Genomic DNA, 17,095 nt, shown 5'->3' on the forward strand with positions numbered 1-17,095 from the left:
TGGTATTATTGTTTTTAGGAAATATTAATTCAAATGCAGATAATCCTTAATTGTTTTCAGAACTCCGAAGCTGTCATTGGTACATGCTTCAAAATTAGCGATCTGTTTTACATTCGGATGCGCATTCTTCATGGCGTAGGAATATTTGGCATTCTTCAGCATTTCTATATCGTTCATGTAATCCCCGAAAGCCATTGTATTTTCAGGAGAAATATCCAAAGATTTCTGTAAGATTTTCAGAGCGTTTCCTTTATTGATATCCTTATTCATAACATCCAGCCAATGCGCTCCTGAAACCACTACCTCGAGACCGAATTCTTCAAATTTTTTAAGAGCCGGATACAGGTGTTTTTCTGAACCATCAGGATGATAAACTGCTATTTTAAAAGCTGTATCATCAATTTTTTCCGTAAGATCATCCGTTTTCATATTTTCAGTATAATACTTTGAGAAAAAATCTACAAACTGCTGATCTTCGGTCTCATAATAAGCCATTTTTTTGGCGGATAATACAGCTTTGGCTCCTGGTATTTCACGAACAGCTTTGATGATTTCAACAATATATTTGTATTCCAGTATATCAGCAAAAAGCTCCTGGTCTTTATAGATCACGTAGCCGCCGTTTTCAGCAATAAAACCAATTTCACTTTCTATTTCTCCAAAATAATGGGTAATCCCCGGCATCTGTCTGCCGCTTGCCGGAACAAACAGGATATTCCTTTTTTTCAGTTCTTTATAAACTTCTGCAAACTCAGGGCTCATTTCATGGCTGGAATTGAGAAAGGTCCCATCCATATCCGTCACAATTAATTTAATCTCTTCCATAATTCTATTGGGAAATGCAATTTGCTGTAGGTATCAGAATTACAATTTGCATATTCTTTTTCAAAGATATCGATTTATTATTTTTTTCTTGTAATGAATAGTGGGAAGACTTCTTAATATAGCTGCACTTTGTTCCGGGGTAATGTCCCGCTGAGGTTCGGCCAGCATTTCATATCCCACCATAAATTTTTTAACTTCCGCGCTTCTGAGCAACGGCGGATAAAAATGCATATGAAAATGCCATTCCGGATGTTCTTTTCCATCTGTGGGAGATTGGTGGATACCCGCAGAATATGGAAATGATGTTTCAAAAAGATTGTCATACCTTGTAGTCAGGTCCTTGATAATGACTGCAAAAGATTCTTTTTCTTCTTCGGAAAATGTTGCAATATTTTCTCTTTTCTGCTTGCTGATAATCATCGTTTCATAAGGCCATGATGCCCAAAACGGCACCAATGCTGCAAAATGTTCATTTTCTGTGACGATGCGCTCACCAGCCGCAATTTCCTGCTCAAGATAATCTTCCAGCAATGTTCTCTTATTCTTTTCAAAATAAGATTTCAAATGATCCTGTGTTTTCTGAACCATAGCGGGAATTGACGACTGTGCCCATATCTGGCCATGCGGATGGGGATTGCTGCAACCCATAATGCTTCCTTTGTTTTCAAAAATCTGAATATAGTTGATATGATCCAGAGCAGCCAGTTCATTAAACTGCTCCTGCCATACATCCACCACATTTTTAATGTGTTCCACAGGCATTTCCGGTAAAGTAAGACTGTGATTTTCAGAAAAACAAACCACCCTGTTGATTCCGCGTTCAGGAAGAAGGGCAAAAAATCCGGACTGTTCTTCAGAAAAATCAACTTCTTCATTCAGCAATGCCCCAAAGTCATTATTAAAAACATAAATTCCTTTATACTCAGGGTTCTGGGCTCCGTTAGCACGCATATTTCCTGAGCAAAGATAGCATTCCGGGTCGTATACAGGACGATCTTCTTCTGTTGTTATCTCTTTCTGCCCCTGCCATGGCCGGTTTGCCCGCTGTGGAGAAACCAGTATCCATTCATCCAAAAGAGGATTATATCTTCTGTGGGGATGTTTATTACGATCAAATGATGTATTCATTGGTGTATTCTTTTATCCCGTCTGAGATTTTAACCTGATAAATTTTCATCCGAATATTAAAATGTTCAAGATATTTTTCACTAATGGCTTTAATCACTTCTTCAGCTTTATCTTCCTGAATAAGGTTGATGCTACAGCCTCCGAAACCGCCTCCCATGATTCTTGCTCCCAGCACACCTTCCTGCTGCAATGTGTTTTCAACCAAAAAATCAAGCTCATTACAGCTGACTTCAAATTCTGTTGAAAGCCCTGCATGGGTTTCTGTGAGAAGTGTTCCCAGGTATTCAATATCTCCTGCTGAAATAGCTTTGGCTGCCATTTCCACTCTTTGGATTTCTTTCAGAAGATAGAGACATCTTTTGTATGAAATATCTCCCATTTCATCTTTTACACGATCAAGCATCGGCAACGTAAAATCCCTGAATTTTTGGGTTTCCGGAAAATTTTTCCACAAGACTTTTTTTCCGTGTTCAACATCTTTACGCCTTTCATTATAACCGGATGTCAGATGGCTATGCTTTACGCAGCTGTCAAAAAGCAGCAGGCTGTATCCTTTAAGATCAGCATCAAAATATTGATGTTCCAGGGAATTGCAGTCGAGCATAATTACTTTATCTTCCTTCCCGAATACAGAGGCAAACTGATCCATAATTCCGCACTGAACTCCTGCAAAAGTATGTTCCGATTTTTGTCCGATCACGGCAATCTCTTTTTTTGTCAGCTGAAGATCAAAAAGATTATTGAGGATGTATGCAAACCCGCATTCAAGGGCTGCCGAAGAAGAAAGGCCGGATCCCATCGGGATGGTACTGCTGAAAACAATTTCCATTCCGCAAAACTTGTTTCCCGGCTTCTGCAGCTGACTGAAAACGCCCAGGATATAATTCATCCACATCTGCTGAACGGGCTTTATCTCCACGGTAACATCAAAGGTATATTCTTCTCCAAGATCTTTGGCTATGATGGTACAAAAGTTTGTCCGGGGAAGTTTACGGACAGCAAAACAGATGTATTTATCTATCGCTGCGGGCAATACAAAGCCATCGCTGTAATCCACATGCTCACCGATAATATTAATTCTTCCCGGAGAAAGAAATAAGTGTTCCGGTTCTGCCTTAAATTCAGCATTAAACTTTTCTATGGTTGGTCTGATTAACTGTTCATGAATATCCATCTTTTCTCTTCCTGATCTTATTTCATTTTCTGTGAATCTTTGATAAACTGGTCCAATCCTGAATCTGTGAGCGGATGTTTAAGCAGAGAAAGTATAGGAGCCAGCGGACAGGTCACTACATCAGCGCCAATCTTCGCGCAGTTGACAATATGCATGCTGTGACGGACAGAAGCTGCCAGTATCTGAGTCTGAAAAGCATAATTATCATAAATCGTCCTGATTTCCGAGATCAGTTGGAGACCGTCTGTTGATACATCATCCAGTCTACCTAGAAACGGAGAAACATAGGTAGCCCCAGCTTTGGCAGCCAACAATGCCTGCCCGGCTGAGAAAACAAGCGTACAGTTTGTCTTTATTCCTTTTTCAGAAAAGTACTTAATAGCTTTGATTCCATCTTTTGTCATAGGAACTTTTACGACAATTCTTGGATGTAATGCAGCGAGCTCTTCCCCTTCTTTAACCATTTCCTCAAAAGTAACGCCAAGTACTTCGGCACTTATATCTCCATCAGCAATTTTACAGATTTCAAGGTAGTGATTATGGATATTCTGCTTTCCTGAAACACCTTCTTTTGCCATCAGCGACGGGTTGGTGGTTACACCGTCCAGAACTCCAAGGGCACTGGCCTCCTCTATCATTGCCAGATTAGCGGTATCAATAAAAAATTTCATAGATTATTTATTATTTATAAGTGTTAAATTTACACTTATATTTTAATAAATCATAATGCAGAGGTAATTTTTTACAGATCTGCAAAAAATTATTCCATGAAAAAATTAAATTCTTTCCTGTATTGAGAAGGGCTTTTTTGAATATATTCCTTAAAAGTTTTATTAAAATAGCTGAAATTATTAAAACCGGATTCAAAACAGACCTCTGTAATGCTTAAAGGCTGCTCTGCCAGAAGCTTGAGTGCATGGGTAATCCTGTATTCGTTTACAAACCGGGTAAAGGTTTTATTGGTAATTTTTTTAAAATAGCGGCAGAAAGACGGTACTTTCATATTGGCAAGATCAGCCACTTCTTCCAGGGTTATGGCTTCTTTGAAATGATCTTTCACATAATTGAATATAAGATTGATTCTTTCATTGTCTTCAATCTGTGTCTGCAGGTAGTATTTTCCTGCATTCAGGATCCTGTAATCCTGTGTAAGAGACAATTCATCCAATATTTTCAGGAATCTGCAAAGCCTATCCAGAGAGGAAGCCTCATGCATCTCTACAATATCCTTTCCTATCGTCTTTTTTACCTGTTCGCCAAATACAATTCCTGCCTTGGATTTTTCCAGCAAAGCAGAAATCCTCTGCATCTCCGGGATGTTCCAGACAGGTTCCCCCAAAAAATCCGGTTTAAACTGGATCACCATTTCATAATCATTATGCGTATTCTCATTGGTAAGCCCGCAGTGTGGAAGATTACTTCCTATCAGCACAAGGTCTCCGTCTGAAAAATAAGAAATACTGCTTCCGATCTGTCTTTTACCGGAACCTTTACAGACAAAGATCAGCTCAATCTCGGGATGATAGTGCCATACGTGAGATTTTATATTCTCATTCGTGAGAAATTTCAGGCTGGTAAAACTACTTCCTATAGTAGGCCTTACAGCTTCAAAAGATGGATTTACATGCTTCATAGGAGAAAAAACTTAGTCTCATATGTAAAATTAACAAATAATACATCAATAATAACAATTGAAGTTAATATAAGACATAAATATGAAAATTTACTTATAGCCTGAGAAGTATTGCTACCATAGCTTTGCAGTAATAATTCTAAAAGCGTTAACCCATGAGCACATTATTAAAAGCCGTATTTTTTGCAGGAGCCTTATTGTTCTCAGCAAATGTAATGAGTAAGGACAGAGATTTTTCCCTTTCCTTTGGAAACGTACAAGCCAAAACGTTAAGCTTTGAGCTTTCTAATGCCAAGAATGTATCCGTTTTTGTTTATAACAGTGCCCATGACGAGTTATTTTCCGAAATTCTTGCCAATGGTGACCATGTGACAAAGACCTATGATCTTCAGAGTTTTGAGCCGGGAACCTATTATCTGGTAGCAGAATCGGAAGTGAAGATAGAAAAATACAGAATAAAAATCACTGACGGAAATGAAATGGAGGTTGAAAAAACGCCTGTAAGCGCAATCAACAAACCTGAATATTCTGTTTCCGGGCATATGGCAAAGCTGCGTATGTCTGATGTGAAAGGGCCTGTAAGCATTTCAGTATATGATCTTTCCAACACGACTTATTATACTTCAAACAAAGAATATGCTGATGGAAAAGTGGATATTACTTTTGATCTGGACCCAAAAACAGCCGATCAGTATATCATCCGCGTTGAAGAAAAAGGGAATGTTTTTAATAAAATAATTTCTCTAAAATAAATTCGCATTTTCAGACTAATTATATACCCATTCCGGATTATACGGAATAAAATTTTTCACGTACAGTTTAGTTTCTTTTATGAGGCAGCTTTTCTTTTTTAATCACGGAAAAAGAGCTGCCTCATTTTTTAATTGTGATGCCCCATATTCAATTTAATCTTCTTCAGATCTTCCAGTTCATGAACAGGGCGTTCAATGTCATAAGGGATCGGCTTTCTGGAAAAAGTCTGGAAGTACAGCAGGCAGGCATCTTTCCACCATACCGCATCCCTGGACTGGATTCTGAGCTTTGACTGAACATCGGTAAATCTCTGTTCATCTATATAAGGTTCCATCCTATCCCATGTTTTCTTATAATCCCTAACCTTTTTCACTCCGGAATCATAAGTATAACACAGTTCATCCCACAGCGTTTTTCCGTCTTTCATTGTATAATCCCATGGAACATGGTGAAACCAGAGAATAAGATTTTCCGGGCAGGTTGAGATATTCCCGTATCTTTCATTCAATGGTGGAAAATACTGTGAAACAGCGTTGCTTCCTGTTTTTGTTCTGTTGAAACCCACTCCCTGGGCATCAGCCTGATGATAATAGACAGGCGACCAGTCCGGTCTTCCGCCTTTGTAATCTCCCCATGGTTCAGGGCCGTAATGATGTCCTCCCGCAAAGATATGGTGCAATCCTAAAGGCATCATATAATCCACAGCGGTTTCTCTGGAAGAAAGCATGATCTCCTTTACCGGATTCAGAAAGTTCTTATCATCTGTGAAGGTCATTTTAATCCATTCATCGGCAATCTGCTCTGAACTCAGCTGATGGTTCCATGATAATCTCCCGAATGCATACCAGTTGGCCTGAGCAAAATGATGTCCCGTCCAGTTGGTATCTTCCCCGATATTGGCAACGGCTGAAATAGCCGAAATTTTTGCGGGTCTTAAAGTACCGTCTGTTATTTTAGCAATTGTGGATCCCTGACCGTCAGAATAAGTATCGCTTTCCAATGTTTCTTTGAATAGAGGAGCCAGAAAAACCAGATGATTTGAAAAGCCCAGATATTCCTGGGTGATCTGAAATTCTACCATTTCAGAAGTTTTTCTTAATGCTCCGAAAAGTGGATTAAAAGCTTCACGGGGCTGGAAATCAACAGGTCCGTTTTTGATCTGAATAATCACGTTATCCCTGAATTTACCATCCAGAGGAACAAATTCCAGATAAGCCTGTTTAGCTCTATCATCTTTGCTCGGACTGTAGACAAAGGCTCTCCACATGACGATCCCGTTGTAAGGTTTCAGGGCATCGGCCATCATATTGGCTCCGTCCGCATGGGTTCTTCCATAATCCTGAGGTCCGGGCTGCCCTTCTGAATTGGCTTTCACCAAAAATCCACCAAAATCGGGAATCAGTTTGTAAATTTCAGCAGCTTTATCCTTCCACCATTTTTGTACGTCTTTACTCAGCGGATCTGAATTTTGTAACCCGCCCAGCACTTTAGGTGAAGAAAAATTCACGGAAAGATATACTTTAATGCCATAAGGCCTGAAAATATCGGCCAAAACCTTTACTTTTTTAAGATAATCTTCCCTAAGCATATTGGGTGATGCGTTCACATTATTCAAAACAACGGAATTGATTCCTACAGAGGCATTCGCTCTTGCATACTCTTCATAACGCGGAGAAATTTTTCCGGGCAGATCTTCCCATTTCCAAAGGGATCTTCCGGCGTATCCTCTTTCAATGCTTCCGTCCAGATTATCCCAATGATTCAGAATCCTTACATCATATGAAGGTTTTTCAATGGTGTTTAAGTGAGACAGGTCGACCTTTGTCTGCTGTAATCGCAAAATATGATAGACTCCATACAGTAGTCCTATTTCTTTGCCCGCAGAAATAACAATTTTTTCAGGGGTGGAAACTATCCTGTAACCGTCTTTCAGATTTTTCTCTTTGTTTTCTGTACGAAGTTCCACCGCCTGTCCCTGCCAGTGGCCGCTCAGCTCTTTTCTGGCAATGTTCAGCGTGGGACTGTTCCCTTTGGAAATAATTTTATCTGCCGATATTCCGTTTTTGGCAGGAAAACGGAGCCATAGCTGACTTCCATCCTCCGCGAAGGCCATCAACGGAATGATCAGAAAAAATAGAATGTTAAGTCTCAGATACCGCATTGAAAAATTTTAAATTATTAAAGATGACTATGACTGGTCTTCCAGACCTTCAATCGTTTTGATTTTCCCTTCCTGATCGTATTCCAGTTCAATAACTTTCATACTTCTCAGCCATGTTTTACCACCACTCGGAACAGAATCATGGAAAAACAGATACCATTTCCCTTTGAATTCCACAATACTATGATGGGTAGTCCATCCTACCACCGGAGTAAGAATTTCTCCCTGAAAAGTAAACGGACCGTAAGGATTATTTCCGGTTGCATAGCAAATCAGATGGGTATCTCCTGTAGAGTAAGAGAAATAATATTTACCATTATATCGATGCATCCATGACGCTTCAAAAAAGCGGTGCTTATCACCATGAAGCAATGGTTTTCCGTTTTCATCGATGATGACAACGTCTTTAGGAGCTTCAGCAAACTGAAGCATATCATCGCTTAGCAAAGCTACCTTTGAATGGATTGCGGGTTCATCATTTTCTGGAATTACAGCAGATTCAAGCGCTTTATTATCTCTGTAACGCTGTAATTGTCCGCCCCAGATCCCTCCGAAGTACATATAATATTTCCCGTTATCTTCAAAAATGCAGGGATCGATGCTGTAACTTCCCATCATCGGATGTTTTTCAGGGATAAAAGGCCCGTAAGGTTTATCACTTACGGCAACACCGATTCTGAAAATGTCATTCTGATCTTTCAGGGGAAAGTACATATAATACTTTCCGTCTTTAAAGGCTACATCGCAATCCCAAAGCTGTCTTCCCGCCCATGGAATATCTTTTACCGAAAGGACTACGCCATGATCTTTAATTTCTCCACTGTCCACATCATCCATTGAGAAAACATGGTAATCATTCATGTCAAAGTGATCCCCGTTATCGTTTTCTTCAATTCCGCTTTCGCGGTCGTGGGATGGATAGATATAGATTTTATCTTCAAAAACGTGAACGGAAGGATCTGCCATATAATCTTCCGGGAATAAATATTTTGATTTTTTCATTAAGTAAAAATTCTATTGATTTTAATTTTTCTCTGCCAGTTTTATTATTTTTTGTACCACAGGTTTTTCCTGGTCTTTCCTGTCAAAAAGTAACGGGTAATCTGTTCTTCCTTTTACCGGGAAATCGTTTTTCCAGGATTGTTTGTCGGTAACTCCCCATAAGGTTACTCTTCTTATTTTATCTTTATGCTTTAAAAACAAGCCAAAGAAATCGAGATAACGTTTTTCCCATTTCGCTTCTACTTCTTTGGGAAGTCCTTTGGTGTAAGGATTCATTTCTTTCTGATAGGCAACCGTATCCGAAACATTGGCGGAACTTCCCCACGGAGAAGGCAGCGCACTTATTTCCAGTTCTGTTATATTGACTTTAACACCAGCATTGGAATAATTTACAATTGCTTTTTCATACTCATCTATAGAAGGGTTATCCATTCCGACATGGGACTGCATTCCCACCCCATCAATACGGATTCCTCTTGATTTAAGTTTTTCAACCATTGTAATGACTGCTTTTACCTTTTCAGGATACCATTCATTATAATCGTTATAATATAGTTCTGCATTGGGATCGGCCTCCTGTGCATACTGAAATGCCAAAGGAATAAAATCTTCACCTAGGATTTCGTAAAACTTACTTTTTCTGTAGGTTCCGTCTTCAAGTATGGCTTCATTCACCACATCCCATCCTTTTACTTTTCCTTTGTAACGGGAAACTACGGTTGTAATGTGGTTTTTCATACGCTGTTTCAACACTTCCGGAGAAACATCCTTTCCATTTTTATCTAAAAAAAACCATTTTGGAAGCTGGGAATGCCAGATTAACGTATGCCCGATGATGAACATATTATTTTTCAGCCCGAAATCAACAAATTTATCGGCATCATCAAAGAAGAACTTTCCTTCCTGAGGCTGCAGGAACATAGATTTCATACAGTTTTCAGCGACAACAGAGCTGAATTGTTTTTTGATAATCGCTGCTGCCCTCTGATCTGTCCCGTCAATCTGGGGAAGGCTCATGGCAGTTCCTATGTAGAATTTATCCTGAAATGCTTTTTTTAAAGTACTGTCAGACTTCTGTGCCGACAGACCGGACGCGGTAATGGCCGCCAAACCAATTAAAATACGTTTCATATTAATCTTTTTATTTTCTTCTTTCAGCCAGATCTTTTTCAATCTGAACTTCCATTTTTTTATTGATTTTGTAGAATAAAAGCAGTCCGCAGGCAATGAAAAACGGAATGGACGGGAAGATGCTCACAAGCATTTTCGCTCCTGCCGCCACTGTTTCAGGCTGAATCACCTGCTCACTTCCATGTACTGAAATGTATCCGTATTTTCCTATAATTAAAGCTACCAGAGAGCTTCCAATGCTAAGACCTACCTTCAGTCCTACCATCATGGCAGAGAAAATAATAGCCGTTGCCCTGCGGTTGTTCTTCCATTCCGAATAGTCGGCAACATCAGCAATCATGGCCCACAAAAGCGGCGTACTGATTCCGTAAAAGAATCCGTGTAGAATCTGAGACAGGAACATAATTCCCACTGCTTTCGGAGGATAGAATATAAAAGCGAGGATAAACAATGTAGAAATGAATAATGAAGCAATAAAAGTATCTCTTTTTCCAAACCGGTCTGCCAGTTTTTTAGAGAAGGTAATGCCGAGGATCATCATCACAATTCCTCCCGCATTAAACAATCCGAATCCTGCAGACTTTGGGTCTTCCCCAAAGAAATTCATCCCTGCAGAATTAAAAAATGCTGTAATTGGCGAAATAAAACTTTTGAGTGCATTTTCATCCACATAGTTGTTGAAATAATATACATACGATCCTCCTTTCATAGCCAGTGTGATGAATATAAATGCGGTCACGGTAAGCATAATAATCCACGGTCTGTTCTGGAATAAATCTTTTAAATCTTCTTTCAGACTTGATTTCTGCTCCGGCTTGGGAATGATTCTTTCTTTGGTGGTAAAAAAGGTGATCAGTAACATTACAGATCCGATTACAGCCAGCCATGTCATAACGGTCTCAATTCCCTGAGCTTTATCTCCGTGTCCTACATATAGAATGATAGGAAGCATAAATACCTGTACAAAGAACTGTGCAAACATCACAGCCACAAAACGGTACGAAGAAATACTGTTCCTTTCCCCCATATCTCCTGTAATAACACCGCTTAATGCAGCATATGGCAAATTATTGGAAGCATATAATAACAATAATAATGAATAGGTAACCGCAGCATAGATCATTTTACCCTGATAGGAAAAGTGAGGCGTGCTGAAAGCTAATAGTGCTGCAATACCAAGCGGTACAGCGGTAAATAAAATCCATGGACGGAATTTTCCCCATCGTGAGCTTGTACGGTCCGCCAGCGCTCCGATAAGCGGGTTAAAGCCAAACCCGGCAATTAAACCTACGGTAAGGGTGATCACAGAGGCATCTTCTGCCTTGAGTCCGTAAATATCTGTATAAAAATAAGTCAGATAGGTTACTAAGGTCTGAAAAACAAGGTTGGCTGCCAGATCTCCCAAGCTATACCCTACTTTTTCTATTACCGATATCTTTTGCGGTTGATTATCCATTGATTTTGATGAGATTTTCTATGTTAAATTAATTTTTTTCTGTTGTAAAAGGTGAAGCAGGAAGCCCGCTTTTGTTTTTAAGATTGCCGTCCGGATTATCTGCCCAGTCGTAGCGCACATTGACAGGGTTTGTGACCTGATCATTCCATACCATGACTTTATTTCCTTTTGCTTCTGCTTTTGCCCATTGATAGCTGCCGTCTTTCTGCTGTATGGCAAAACCTTTCAGTTCTCCCTGTATTAGATCGTCTGTTCCGGGTTTAAAGGATAAAATAATGGTATTGCCTTCTGTTTTCATCGACTGATAAACGGGTCCGTCAGCTATGATTTTTTTGCCTTCCCCGATTTTCAGGGCCTGTAAAGCAAGCCTGTCACCTACTGCTTTTTTATTGAGCGGATGAATATCGTTCCATTCTCCTACATCAATCGTTACAGCAAGTCCTGAATATGGAACATTCAGGGAAACCTGTCTCTGCTGTTCTCTCAACTCAGCCCAGTTGCTTTCAATCGGTTCATCTTTTTTCTCCATAAAATTGGCCAGCTGTACAATGAAGAACGGCAAATCGTTCTTATTCCATTTTGAACGCCAGTCTGAGATCATGGTTGAAAGCAAATCTCCGTATTCTTTTGGTTTTCCGGTATTGCTTTCGCCCTGGTACCAGATAAATCCTTTGATTTTATAATTGATCAGCGGATTAATCATCGCATTATAAAGCCCTACCGGTTTCCAGCGGATAAATGTCTGTCCGGGAGCCATTTTTTCCATTTTTGCTCCTATCTTATATTTCCACTCGCCTTTAAGGTCTGTTTTTTGTCCGTCAATTTCCAAGTAATACGGTTTATCAGCAATAAACTGTCCTTTTCCACTGCCATTGATCACTCTTACCGTAATGATATTTTTTCCTTCTTTTAAAACGCCTTTGGGAATGTCGTACCAGCGTGGCGGATATTCATAGGTTACATTTCCCACTTTGATTCCGTTGATGTAAGTAATATCGGCATCTTTTATTCTTCCCAGATTGAGAAATGCTGTTTTCTGGTCTGCTCCTTTTGGCAAGATAATTTCTTTACGAAACCATACCGACCCGTCAAACGGACCTTCCTGATCTTCCCATGATCCAGGCAGCATTATGGTTTTCCATCCAGCATCATTTCCGTTATTTTTTTCCCAGTGCTGATTGAACCCAATGTCACTCTGATCCAGCTCTGCATACCATGCTTTGCTCAGTGATCTTTCCTGGGATTCTGTAGATTGTATCAGATCATCATTTTTCCATTTTTCTGCTTCAGCAAGGTATTCTGGGTATTTTTTCAGTGATTTTTCATCCATCCAGGCCTGAACCGGAGAGCCTCCCAGACTGGTATGAATAATTCCTACCGGAACTTTATTTTTTTCATTCAGTTCTTTGGCAAAGAAATAGGCAACCCCAGAAAAATCAAGTATCGTCTGAGGATTTGTACTTTCCCATTTCCCGCCGTCAAGATCATTTTGCGGAGCTTTAAAATTGTATTTCTGTGGAACTGTAAAGAATCTTATATTCTGATTATTGGCATTTTTAATTTCATTTTCATACAGAGGTGTCAGTCTGCGCATCGGAAGCTCCATATTAGATTGTCCTGAAGCCAGCCATACATCACCAATAAGAATATCTTTAAGGGTGATCTCATTAATCGTCATGGTATATGGGCCTCCGGCTTTAAGCTTTGGAAGCATAAGAGACCAGTTTCCACTTTGGTCAGCAGTGGCATTATATGTTTTATTGATAAACTTAACAGTAATTTTTTCTCCTGCATCCGCATATCCCCAGATTTTAAGATCCTGATTCCTCTGAAGGATCATTCCGTCTGAAACCAAAGCAGGCAGCCTTACTTTTGCATCAAAACTGCAAATGGCTGCAAGAAAAAATAACAAGTATAGGATTCTGTTTTTCATGGAAAAAATCTGTTTTAATTCTGTATTTATTTCTTTCCGTAATTTTCTTTCAGTAAACGGACTTCAATGACTTTAGCAGTCATCAATTTTTCTTCTGCGAGGAATTTTACAGTAAGATTTTCTTTATTCTTTTCTGAATCCGGTATTGGAATGACCAGATGTTGAGGTAAGGTTCCGGACTTTCCTTCCAGATTTTGAGTCATGATTTTTTTACCGTTGATCTCAATATTCAGCGTACGGTTGGTATTCGCATCAAAATAAAGCAAGTAAAGGTATGAAGCATTTTTTTCGTTATTTTTCATCTGGTAACTGAACCAGCCCTTAGCGTCACGGAAATGACGGTCTTCCATATATCCTGTGCCAGAGTCTTTGCTTTCTATAAAATGGTCTGATTCCGGCTGCTGTTCGCCCAACTGGATCTTATCTGTAGTAATCATATCCAGCTTTCTGGTTTCCGCTTCTTCTTTTGCTCTCTGCTTCAGCATATTTTCTATCCCATTTTTGTCAGCTTGCGGCCAGTACAGAATATATCTTTCTGCCTGAATACTGTAAAACGGCACAAGATTTAGTCCTTCCCCGAATTTTTCAGACGGATAAAGACCCTTAACGGCAAAGTTGAGCGGTTTATTGTTCAAAGGCGCAACATGACTGACCATCTCAGAAGGATTTCCAAGGATAACTGGAATTTCGTTTAAAGGAATCTGCGGACCATGAGCAATATGGCCGCCTCTGCTATCGTCCGCAAGAAGTCCCTGTTGGTTTTCCGTACCGTATTTTGCGGCAAGCACTACAGGACCGTATTTAAATGCATAATAATTGGAATGGTCAGGAAGTTGTTCTGCAGAAATATGCATCGGCAAGGTCATTTTCACAACATCACCTTTTTTCCATTTTTTAGTCAGCGTAAAATAGCCATCGGAACCACGCTGTACTTTTTCCTGTTTTTCGTTGATCAGAATTTTTACTTCCGAAGGTGTGGTCCATTCGGGACATCTAAGTTTTAAATCAAATTCTGATTTTCCCGCGGCATCAAAGATCAATGTTGTTTCAGGAACTTCCGGAAAATTATTGACCTGTCGTAGCACTACTTTTTGATGTTTCCATGTCAATGTGGAAGGAATAAACAGGTTCACATATAAATCCTTCTCTGACCGGGCATAAATCATTTCCCCATATTTGGCATGGTTTTCCATTCCGGATCCTACACAGCACCAGAAGCTGGTCTGAGGCTGTGAATACACGCGATAGTGTCCGGGACGCATTGGCGTAAAGTACACGAAGCCTCCCTGATCATGATTTTCTGTGGAAAGGATATGATTGTATAGTGCTTTTTCGTAATAATCGATATAGTAAGATTCAGGCAGTGTTGCATAAAGCTCTTTGGTCAGCTTCAGCATATTATAGGTATTGCAGGTTTCCGGACCTTCAATACTTTTGATCATGCTGCTGAAATCATTGACAGGATTAAAATGCTCACTGACACTGTTTCCTCCAATAGCCGATGATCTTTTCTCGGTAACATTATGCCAGAAAAAATCAGCGGCATTGCTCCAGGACTCGTTATTTTCAAGATCGGCAATCCGTTTGTAACCAATGACTTTCGGAATCTGTGTATTGGCATGAAGTCCTGTAAGCTTATCTTCTCCTGATAAAAGCGGTGTAAGAATTGCCTGATGGGAAAAACGGTGAGCCAGTTTCAGATATTTCCCGTCATGAGTGATATCGTAAACATCTGCAAAAACTTCATTAAGTCCTCCATGTTCACTGCGCAACATATCCTGAATCTGCTTATCAGAAAGATCTGACACTTCATTCATCATCCAATCTGTAAGCCTTATAAGCATTGCTTTTGCTTTTTCATTTTTGGCATACCAATACGCATCACGCAGTCCTGAGTAAAGTTTGTGAATATTATATAAAGGTACCCATCGGTCATTCAAACCGAAGCTTGAAGCGCGTATATTTCCCTGTTTTATTTCTTTCCAGATCTTTTTTCCATCCGGAACTCCTGAAATATACCCGTCCGGAGAGGTATTCTGGCAGCGTTCCAGCTCACTGATCATATAATCAATTCTGTGTTGTATTGCAGAATCTCCTGTAGAGGCATACATCAGGGATAATGCAGAAAGATAGTGTCCTCCTATATGACCGTCCAAGCCGGTGTTTTCCCAATTGGGGTAATTATCTGCTTTTGGTTTCAGTCCGGCTTCTTTAAGATAGGGAGCCAACAGTCTGTCCGGCTCTATTGCCATGAGATATTTCCGGTCTGCCATCATCGCTTTGTTGAAAACACTTTCTGATAACCTTACCGTTTCTAAAGGAAAATAATTAATTTTCTTCTTTACCTGGGCTGAGGTAAATGAAGCAAAACATAATAAAATAACTGAAAGTTTTGGAGTCATGGATAAATGTTAATTCAACATTTCTAAAATAATAGAAAGAATCTATATACCCAACATTTTTTGAATGCAGCCGTGCCATTTTTCTAATTAAAACCTTTTATAAAGCCCTAAAAACAGCCAAAAACACACTACCTTATCATAAAAAATAAGATAATTAATTGACAGAAAAACAAAACCTTAAAATCATGGGATTCCCTATGAAAATGAATTCAGGATATGTTTTATTCAAAATTTTAATAATATAGTAAATACCTTATCGTATTTTTAACGTTAAGCTATTTTGAATGATTATTATTAATCTTCAAATTCTATTTTAACACAATTTTAACATTCAATTCATACATGATTAACCTGATTTCGGTAATATTTTTCATTTTCAATGACTGTTTTAGCTCCCAAAATACCCTTAGAGAATAATTTTAATGAAATAAATGATCCATATTAAAAAGTGTATGAAACACATTTATATAAAATCTTATCCATAAAAGCTTTACCTTTGTATGAAAATATAAAAGATGACTGAGGATTACTCCCAATATCCCAAACACCTCGTTGCCGTTGACTGTATCATTTTCGGTTTTGACGGCGAAAATCTAAAAATCTTACTTGTAAAAAGAAATTTTGAACCGCAGATGGGCGAATGGTCACTCATGGGTGGCTTCATTAGCAGTGACGAAACCTCTGATGAAGCAGCTAACAGAGTTTTGCATACCCTGACAGGTCTTGAAAACATCTATCTTGAACAGCTGAAATGCTATACGGAAATCAATCGTGAGCCAACAGCCAGAATTATGTCAATCTCCTACTATGCACTGATCAATATTGAGAAAGATATTCAGATCAATGAACAATACAGCGCAGAATGGGTTGAGCTTCAGAAGGCACCAGACCTTATTTTCGATCATAATAAAATGGTAAAGGATGCTGTGGCCAGACTTAGAAGAAGAGCATCTACAGGACCTATAGGTTTTGAGCTTCTTCCCGAAAAATTCACGATGAAAGATCTACAGAATCTTTATGAAGCAATTTTTGATGAAAAATTCGATAAACGGAATTTTACCAGCAAGATCAACAGTATGGATATCCTTGTCAACACCAATAAAAAGGATATGACCTCATCCCGAAAAGGCTCTTTCCTCTACCGCTTTGACGAAAAAAAATACAACAAAAAGATCTCACAGGGATTTATGTTTAAGATGTAATACTTACAAACTGTATCATTTAAAAAAAAATTTGTAGAAAATCAACAATTTAGATTTGTAAAAAATTCCACATACATTTATTTAAATCTCATATAAGTGATATTTTTTGTGTTCTTATAGGAAATTTCAAGGTGTGTAAACAGTTATTTCGTCTTTTTTAGCATTATTGTAATAAAAATTTATGATAAGGTTTTTTATTTTCTCCTACCACAAAATACATTATGATTATATGGCTTACAATTCTATTTATGATATGTAATTTTTTGTTAATTTTTAATAAAGTATTGATTTATAT

Annotated in this window: 13 protein-coding genes; 2 read left to right on the plus strand and 11 right to left on the minus strand. The window is 38.9% G+C overall.

Features of this window, described 5'->3' with window-relative positions:
• Nucleotides 1-24: 24 nt before the first annotated feature.
• The 5 genes from BUB03_RS01315 to BUB03_RS01335 all read right to left on the minus strand — a co-directional run bounded on the left by BUB03_RS01315 (nucleotide 25) and on the right by BUB03_RS01335 (nucleotide 4,760).
• On the minus strand, nucleotides 25-825 hold the full coding sequence (locus BUB03_RS01315) for a Cof-type HAD-IIB family hydrolase (RefSeq protein ID WP_073059700.1): 801 nt from the start codon (nucleotides 823-825) through the stop codon (nucleotides 25-27).
• A 60-nt stretch (nucleotides 826-885) separates the two neighbouring features.
• Nucleotides 886-1,953: a UDP-glucose--hexose-1-phosphate uridylyltransferase gene (locus BUB03_RS01320; protein WP_073059702.1), complete on the minus strand. Its 1,068-nt coding sequence runs from the start codon at nucleotides 1,951-1,953 to the stop codon at nucleotides 886-888.
• A complete protein-coding gene (gene galK, locus BUB03_RS01325) occupies nucleotides 1,937-3,127 on the minus strand; it encodes a galactokinase (protein WP_317041462.1) in 1,191 nt (396 codons plus the stop codon). The genes BUB03_RS01320 and galK overlap by 17 nt, the downstream gene beginning before the upstream one ends.
• Nucleotides 3,128-3,144: 17 nt before the next feature.
• A complete protein-coding gene (gene fsa / locus BUB03_RS01330; protein ID WP_073059703.1) occupies nucleotides 3,145-3,798 on the minus strand; it encodes a fructose-6-phosphate aldolase in 654 nt (217 codons plus the stop codon).
• An 89-nt stretch (nucleotides 3,799-3,887) separates the two neighbouring features.
• Entirely contained in the window at nucleotides 3,888-4,760 is an 873-nt protein-coding gene (locus tag BUB03_RS01335; protein WP_073059705.1) for an AraC family transcriptional regulator, read from the minus strand.
• Nucleotides 4,761-4,915: 155 nt separating this feature from the next.
• On the opposite strand from BUB03_RS01335, the gene BUB03_RS01340 reads away from it, so the two are divergent.
• The gene (locus BUB03_RS01340) at nucleotides 4,916-5,512 is read left to right on the plus strand and encodes a hypothetical protein (protein ID WP_073059707.1); all 597 of its coding nucleotides are present in this window, start codon (nucleotides 4,916-4,918) and stop codon (nucleotides 5,510-5,512) included.
• Nucleotides 5,513-5,640: 128 nt separating this feature from the next.
• Here BUB03_RS01340 and BUB03_RS01345 read toward each other — a convergent pair whose 3' ends face one another.
• From BUB03_RS01345 to BUB03_RS01370, 6 genes are read right to left on the minus strand one after another with little or no spacing between them, the layout of a single operon-like run.
• Nucleotides 5,641-7,674 (minus strand): alpha-glucuronidase, encoded by a 2,034-nt coding sequence (locus BUB03_RS01345; RefSeq protein WP_073059709.1) that lies wholly within the window; start codon nucleotides 7,672-7,674, stop codon nucleotides 5,641-5,643.
• A 27-nt stretch (nucleotides 7,675-7,701) separates the two neighbouring features.
• Complete coding sequence (locus tag BUB03_RS01350) at nucleotides 7,702-8,676, minus strand: glycoside hydrolase family 43 protein (RefSeq protein WP_073059711.1); 975 nt, start codon at nucleotides 8,674-8,676, stop codon at nucleotides 7,702-7,704.
• A gap of 21 nt (nucleotides 8,677-8,697) precedes the next feature.
• Entirely contained in the window at nucleotides 8,698-9,807 is a 1,110-nt protein-coding gene (locus BUB03_RS01355; RefSeq protein WP_073061236.1) for an endo-1,4-beta-xylanase, read from the minus strand.
• Nucleotides 9,808-9,817: 10 nt separating this feature from the next.
• Nucleotides 9,818-11,263 (minus strand): MFS transporter, encoded by a 1,446-nt coding sequence (locus BUB03_RS01360; RefSeq protein ID WP_073059713.1) that lies wholly within the window; start codon nucleotides 11,261-11,263, stop codon nucleotides 9,818-9,820.
• 28 nt (nucleotides 11,264-11,291) lie between these two features.
• Nucleotides 11,292-13,196 (minus strand): sialate O-acetylesterase, encoded by a 1,905-nt coding sequence (locus BUB03_RS01365; RefSeq protein WP_083538849.1) that lies wholly within the window; start codon nucleotides 13,194-13,196, stop codon nucleotides 11,292-11,294.
• 26 nt (nucleotides 13,197-13,222) lie between these two features.
• A complete protein-coding gene (locus BUB03_RS01370; protein ID WP_073059715.1) occupies nucleotides 13,223-15,598 on the minus strand; it encodes a glycoside hydrolase family 127 protein in 2,376 nt (791 codons plus the stop codon).
• 515 nt (nucleotides 15,599-16,113) lie between these two features.
• On the opposite strand from BUB03_RS01370, the gene BUB03_RS01375 reads away from it, so the two are divergent.
• Entirely contained in the window at nucleotides 16,114-16,800 is a 687-nt protein-coding gene (locus BUB03_RS01375) for an NUDIX hydrolase (RefSeq protein ID WP_073059717.1), read from the plus strand.
• Nucleotides 16,801-17,095 lie beyond the last annotated feature (295 nt).

Origin of the sequence: Chryseobacterium oranimense (assembly GCF_900129755.1) — a bacterium.
GTDB classification, from domain to species: Bacteria; Bacteroidota; Bacteroidia; order Flavobacteriales; family Weeksellaceae; genus Chryseobacterium; species Chryseobacterium oranimense.

Coding starts and splice junctions, on each gene's coding strand:
- BUB03_RS01315 (WP_073059700.1), bottom strand. CDS start 825: ATGGAAGAGATTAAATTAATTGTGACGGATATGGATGGGACCTTTCTC.
- BUB03_RS01320 (WP_073059702.1), bottom strand. CDS start 1,953: ATGAATACATCATTTGATCGTAATAAACATCCCCACAGAAGATATAAT.
- galK (WP_317041462.1), bottom strand. CDS start 3,127: ATGGATATTCATGAACAGTTAATCAGACCAACCATAGAAAAGTTTAAT.
- fsa (WP_073059703.1), bottom strand. CDS start 3,798: ATGAAATTTTTTATTGATACCGCTAATCTGGCAATGATAGAGGAGGCC.
- BUB03_RS01335 (WP_073059705.1), bottom strand. CDS start 4,760: ATGAAGCATGTAAATCCATCTTTTGAAGCTGTAAGGCCTACTATAGGA.
- BUB03_RS01340 (WP_073059707.1), top strand. CDS start 4,916: ATGAGCACATTATTAAAAGCCGTATTTTTTGCAGGAGCCTTATTGTTC.
- BUB03_RS01345 (WP_073059709.1), bottom strand. CDS start 7,674: ATGCGGTATCTGAGACTTAACATTCTATTTTTTCTGATCATTCCGTTG.
- BUB03_RS01350 (WP_073059711.1), bottom strand. CDS start 8,676: ATGAAAAAATCAAAATATTTATTCCCGGAAGATTATATGGCAGATCCT.
- BUB03_RS01355 (WP_073061236.1), bottom strand. CDS start 9,807: ATGAAACGTATTTTAATTGGTTTGGCGGCCATTACCGCGTCCGGTCTG.
- BUB03_RS01360 (WP_073059713.1), bottom strand. CDS start 11,263: ATGGATAATCAACCGCAAAAGATATCGGTAATAGAAAAAGTAGGGTAT.
- BUB03_RS01365 (WP_083538849.1), bottom strand. CDS start 13,196: ATGAAAAACAGAATCCTATACTTGTTATTTTTTCTTGCAGCCATTTGC.
- BUB03_RS01370 (WP_073059715.1), bottom strand. CDS start 15,598: ATGACTCCAAAACTTTCAGTTATTTTATTATGTTTTGCTTCATTTACC.
- BUB03_RS01375 (WP_073059717.1), top strand. CDS start 16,114: ATGACTGAGGATTACTCCCAATATCCCAAACACCTCGTTGCCGTTGAC.